2 protein-coding genes and 2 tRNA genes are annotated in these 6,103 nt (G+C 43.7%); all 4 read right to left on the bottom strand.

Annotated features, from left to right (window positions below; translation table 11 throughout):
* Positions 1 to 152: 152 nt before the first annotated feature.
* The 4 genes from CRO04_RS19950 to ispG all read right to left on the bottom strand — a co-directional run bounded on the left by CRO04_RS19950 (position 153) and on the right by ispG (position 6,096).
* Positions 153 to 224: transfer RNA gene (locus CRO04_RS19950), tRNA-Glu, on the bottom strand.
* 24 nt (positions 225 to 248) lie between these two features.
* Positions 249 to 322, bottom strand: a tRNA-Pro gene (locus CRO04_RS19945).
* A 162-nt stretch (positions 323 to 484) separates the two neighbouring features.
* Positions 485 to 5,032, bottom strand: a complete 4,548-nt coding sequence (locus tag CRO04_RS19940; protein ID WP_097005996.1) for a PolC-type DNA polymerase III — start codon at positions 5,030 to 5,032, stop codon at positions 485 to 487.
* An 11-nt stretch (positions 5,033 to 5,043) separates the two neighbouring features.
* Positions 5,044 to 6,096 (bottom strand): flavodoxin-dependent (E)-4-hydroxy-3-methylbut-2-enyl-diphosphate synthase, encoded by a 1,053-nt coding sequence (gene ispG / locus CRO04_RS19935; RefSeq protein ID WP_097006004.1) that lies wholly within the window; start codon positions 6,094 to 6,096, stop codon positions 5,044 to 5,046.
* Positions 6,097 to 6,103: the final 7 nt, after the last annotated feature.

Below are 6,103 nucleotides of genomic sequence, written 5' to 3'. Positions count from 1 at the left end.
TTAGTGTGGTTGGCGAACCTACACTTATTATATCATTGGAGGTTTTTTCTGTAAGCTAAAGCGGCTGTGGACGCACCTGCATAGCAGGTGGTTTATTAAAAGACTGCTATACAAAAAAAAGCCTTCAGGTTTTATCCTGAAGGCTTTCAATATGACCTATCCGAGAATCGAACTCGGGTTTCCGCCGTGAGAGGGCGGCGTCTTGACCGCTTGACCAATAGGCCAGTACGAATATGATTCATACAAAATCGAGGCGACAAGATTCGAACTTGCGACCTCTGCGTCCCGAACGCAGCGCTCTACCAAACTGAGCCACGCCTCGATTACGTTAGGTAGTATAATATAAATCAGAAGCAATGTCAACATTATTTTCAAAATTTTTTATTTTTTTTAAAATACTGGAAAAATAAGACTAGATTTCAGTAACTCTTTGTAATCGAATCAGCCGCAGAGCAGACGATCCTGCCCTGCAGCTGATATTTTTTTATGCCAGATCAAAAAGAGACAGCTGATTGGACTCAGGAAGATCACCAAGAAGTCCTAAGTCACCCATAAGATCACAAACAGTCTTACTGACTTTTGTCCGGTTCCTGAAATCCTCTCTGGATAAAAACCGGCCGTCTTTTACTGCATCAACCACCGCATCTGCCGCTTTATCTCCCAGCCCATCTATGCTGCTTAAGGATGGCATCAGTTTTCCGTCAATGATCTGAAAATGCCTTGCTTTCGCCTGGTAAATATCAATCGGCATAAAATCATAGCCTCTGGCATACATCTCCTGAACAATACGCATATCCCGCAGAGTATCCTGCTCTTTTTTGGAAAGGGTATCGATTCGTTTCCTGTAATCCGCCAGATAATGCTCCAGTTTTTCCCTTCCCTGACACATCAGCTCATAACTGAAGCCATTGGCCCGGATACTGAAAAAGGCCGCGTAATAGGCCAGAGGATAAAAGACCTTACAATAGGCAATTCTCCATGCCATCATAACATAAGCGGCTGCATGGGCTTTAGGGAACATGTATTTAATCTTCTTACAGGACCAGATATACCAGTCCGGAACTCCATGGGATATCATCTCCTCTTCCCATTCTGGCTTCAGACCCTTACCCTTACGCACACTTTCCATAATAGTAAAAGACAGACCTTCTTCTAAGCCCATAGAAATTAAGTATATCATAATATCATCTCTGGTACATATGGCAGTCTGAATGGTTGCCTTTCCCTCCTGAATAAGAGCCTGGGCATTCCCCAGCCACACATCCGTTCCATGTGCAAGACCTGCAATACGGACAAGATCGGAAAAATACTTCGGCTGGGTATCAATTAACATCTGCATGGCAAAATCCGTACCAAATTCCGGTACTCCAAGTGCTCCAAGCTTACAGCCCCCGATATCCTCGGGAGTAATTCCAAGAGCCGATGTGTCCTGGAAAAGCGACATAACTTCCCTGCTGTCCAGTGGAATATCCTTTACGGGGTCAAAACCGATCAGATCCTGAAGCATACGGATCATGGTCGGATCGTCGTGTCCGAGAATATCAAGCTTCAAAAGGTTGTGGTCTATGGAGTGATAATCAAAATGAGTTGTTACCGTCATGGTCGTCATATCATTGGCAGGCCGCTGTACCGGTGTAAAGGAATAGATTTCCTCCCCATGAGGCAGAACAATGATTCCTCCCGGGTGCTGCCCAGTCGTTCGTCTGACTCCTACGCACCCCTGAACAATCCGGTTAATTTCACAGTTTCTCTTTCTTACCCCATGCTCCTCGTAATAATTCTTAACATAGCCGAATGCGGTCTTATCTGCAAGAGTACCAATTGTTCCCGCACGGAAGGTCTGACCTTTTCCGAAAATAACTTCCGTATAGTCATGAGCCTTGCTCTGATATTCTCCGGAGAAGTTTAAATCAATATCAGGCTCCTTATCTCCCTTAAAGCCCAGGAAGGTCTCAAATGGGATATCAAACCCGTCCTTTGATAATGGATGACCGCAAACCGGACAATTCTTATCAGGCATATCACAGCCGGCCATACCGGTAAAAGCCTTTACTTCTTCCGAATCAAAATCATAATAATGGCAGCTGCCACAGTAATAATGGGGACTTAGTGAATTAACCTCTGTAATACCAGACATATAAGCAACAAAGGAAGATCCAACAGACCCACGGGAGCCCACCAGATAACCGTCTTCATTGGATTTCCATACCAGCTTCTGCGCAATAATATACATAACCGCAAATCCATTGGTTATAATGGAATTCAGTTCCCGTTCCAGTCGTTCCGTAACAATCGTTGGAAGTTCTTCTCCATAGATGGCATGCGCCCTGTCGTAACAGATCTGTCTTAAATCCTCATCAGAGTTTTCAATGACAGGCGCACACTTGTCCGGCCGCACTGGAGATATCCGTTCACACATATCCGCTATTTTTCTGGTGTTCTTTATGACAACTTCTTCTGCTTTATTTGGACCCAGATATTCAAATTCACGAAGCATTTCCTCAGTCGTGCGCAGATACAGCGGAGCCTGATCATCCGAATCCTTAAACCCCTGACCAGCCATAATTATCCTTCGGTAAACCTCATCCTCCGGATCGAGGAAATGGACGTCACAGGTCGCGCATACAGGCTTGCCAAACTGCTCTCCAAGCATAACAATCCGTTTATTAATATCAATTAAATCCTGCTCCGTTTTGATTGTACTCTTTTCATCTCTCAGCATAAACGAATTATTGCCAAGAGGCTGTATTTCCAGATAATCGTAGAAATTCACAAGCTTTGCTATCTCTGCATCCGGAACTCCCCTGAGAAGGGCCTGGTATAACTCTCCTGCTTCACAGGCAGAACCAATAATCAGTCCCTCCCTGTATTCATTCAATACGCTTTTGGGAATCCTGGGTCTTCTGGCATAAAAGTCGATATGGGAACAGGAAATCAGCCGGTATAAGTTCACTCTGCCGACATCGTTGGCGGCCAGAATAATCACGTGATAGGTGGGGAGCTTTTTAATCATTTCTGCTGACATGGTACTGAGTCTGTTTAACTCATCAAGGGTTTCCACTCCCCTGTCCCGAAGCATTCTTACAAATGCTGCAAATATCTCAGCCGTACATCCGGCATCGTCAACTGCCCGATGATGGTTGGCCAGGGATATCTTTAAAGCTTTGGCTACAGTATCCAGCTTATACCTGTTCAAACTGGGCAATAGCAGCCTTGACAACGCCACTGTATCAATGACTGTAGGGTTAAAATCCAACTGAAGCTGTTGGGCATTATAAGAAATAAAGCTTACATCAAAGGAAGCATTGTGAGCCACCAGTACCGAATCTTTACAAAATTCCAGAAACTGTGGAAGGATCACATCAATTTGGGGATGGGGTAGTACCATACTGTCATTGATTCCGGTAAGCTGCTCGATCTCAAAGGGTATGGGAACGTCAGGATTGACAAAAGCGCTGAATTTGTCCATGATTTTACCGTCTGTTACCTTTACAGCACCAATTTCAATAATCCGGTTTCTGGAAGAACTGAAACCGGTTGTCTCAATATCAAAAACAACATAGGAATCAGCAAAAGACTGGTTATGGGAATTCTCTACAAGCTGTTTTAAATCATCAACCAGATATCCTTCCACTCCGTAAATAACCTTGAATGTATCTCCCTTATCCAGAGCATGGTTTGCATCCGGAAAAGCCTGTACACAGCCATGGTCCGTAATCGCAATTGCAGGCATTCCCCACTTTTTCGCACGTTTTACCAGATCTTTCACTTCAGAAACACCGTCCATATCACTCATTTTCGTATGGCAGTGAAGCTCTACCCGCTTTTCCAGACTATTATCTGATCGTTTTCCTGTAAAATCTTCTGATTTCTTAATACCGACAACAGATCCTAACGTTAATTCACCGTCAAACTTATCAATGGTAGTCACACCCTTTAATCGTATAAAGCTGCCTGAAACAACTGCTTTTTTTAAATCATCCAGCTGCTCTTCCCTCGCAAACATCTTTACTGTAATCGTATCCGTAAAATCAGTTACATCGAAAATCATAATCGTCTTGCCGCTTCTCAGTTCACGGCTGTCCACCATGATAATCTTACCACGGATTACTACTTCTCCGATCTCTCCGTCAATTTTTTCTATTTCTATGATTTCCCCATCAAAATCTCTGCCATATAAAACATCCGGATTGTCGGAGCGGCGCCCATTATAAGAGTTTTTCCGGTAATCTTTCCATTCCTTCTTCCCGAATTCCCCATCCGCTGATTTTCCAGCTTCCTTTTTGTCACCTTCTTTTTTGCCGCCCATACGAAGTACAGGAGATGGCATCTGGGATTCCTGTACAAATGGTACTTCATCAGAACCAGACGCTGTCAAAGATCCCTGGGAGCCATCTGCCTCTGAAGAACCTCCGAATTCTCCCTCTGTACCATTGTTTTGCTGAATCCCAAAAGAAGTCCTGCTGACGATTTCTTCCACTTCCCTTTGCATCTGCAGTTCTTTTTGTTTAGCAAGGGCATTTTCCTTAGGTTCAACAAACTCATACTGAACTTCTATCGGCAGACCGCACCTTTCATGAAAAATTTTTTCCAGTACGCGTTTTAACTCTCCTGCTTTTTCATGTGTCACAATGGTATCCTCTACAGTCATTTTAAGAAGATCCGGCTCAGGAAACTGGTACTGGGCTTTACGGAACATATTATATTCAATGATACTATAATTTTTAAGTTCTGCCAGAAGGCTTTCCCTATAGATCTTTAACAGTTTCTGAGGCGTATACTGCCCAGACAGACGAAACCGCTCAATTATCTTAATGGAAATCTGTTTGGAAGGAAACAACTGCTCCTTGATTCCTTTTTCCAGGCTGTAAATATTGTGTTTGTGTATCAGTCTTGGACTGATTAAGTAAACACGAATAGAGCTTCTATCCCTGTTTGATGTGACCTTTTCCACATCCACCAGATTTAAAAGCTCTCGCAATTCGTCTGTAATATGTAAGTTTGGAAAAACTTCCAAAAATTTCTTTGCCATTCTATCACCTATTACATTTTCATAAGTTCTTCCTGAAGGGCGCTAAGAAGTTCTTCTTCCGGAACCTTGCGGATTACTTCTCCTTTTTTAATAAGAAGTCCTTCTCCAATTCCACCGGCGATCCCGATATCCGCTTCTCTTGCCTCACCCGGACCATTTACCACGCAGCCCATAACTGCCACCTTAATATCCAGATGATCATATGCTGAAACCATATCTTCCACCTGATTGGCCAGGGAGATCAGATCAATTCTGGTTCTTCCGCAGGTAGGACAGGAAATCACCTCTACGCCTCCCTTTCTTAAACCCAGGGTTCTTAATATAGTTTTTGCAGCCTTTATTTCTTCAAGCGGATCACCGGTGAGAGAAACACGTATGGTATCACCAATTCCCTTATGAAGAATAATTCCAAGTCCAACGGAAGATTTGATGGTTCCGGCCATAAGCGTTCCGGCCTCAGTAATTCCCACATGAAGAGGATAATCCGACTGTTCAGCCATGAGTTCATGGGCCTTCACACACATAAGTACATCCGAAGACTTGATGCTGATAACCAGATTTCCATAGTCCATCTCCTCGATCATCCGTACTTTATTTAAAGCACTCTCTACAATTCCTTCCGCAGTCACTCCACCATATTTTTCAATCAGATTTTTTTCTAGAGAACCACTGTTTACTCCCACCCGAATGGGTACCTGATACTCTTTTGCTTTATCCACAACTGCCCGCACGCGATCCAGAGATCCGATATTGCCTGGATTGATCCTGATTTTATCGGCTCCGGACTCAATAGCTGCCACAGCCAGCCGGTAATCAAAATGTATATCTGCCACCAGTGGTATGCTGATTTGTTTTTTAATTTCTCTGATAGCCGCTGCTGCTTCCATATCTGGAACAGCAACCCGGATAATATCGCATCCGGCTGCTGTCAGCTTCTTAATCTGGTCTACTGTTGATGCCACATCCTGGGTTTTTGTATTACACATGGACTGGATCAGTATTGGATTGCCTCCGCCAATGACCCGTTCTCCGATCTGTATTGTTTTCGTGTGATTCCTGTTCATAATTTCC

Source organism: Lacrimispora amygdalina, from assembly GCF_900205965.1.
Classification (GTDB): Bacteria; Bacillota; Clostridia; order Lachnospirales; family Lachnospiraceae; genus Lacrimispora; species Lacrimispora amygdalina_A.
This window is presented reverse-complemented; position numbering and strand designations above follow the sequence as displayed.

What these genes read in the sequence shown, in the direction of transcription:
- ispG (WP_097006004.1), bottom strand. Translation starts at nt 6,096, where the DNA reads ATGAACAGGAATCACACGAAAACAATACAGATCGGAGAACGGGTCATT.
- CRO04_RS19940 (WP_097005996.1), bottom strand. Translation starts at nt 5,032, where the DNA reads ATGGCAAAGAAATTTTTGGAAGTTTTTCCAAACTTACATATTACAGAC.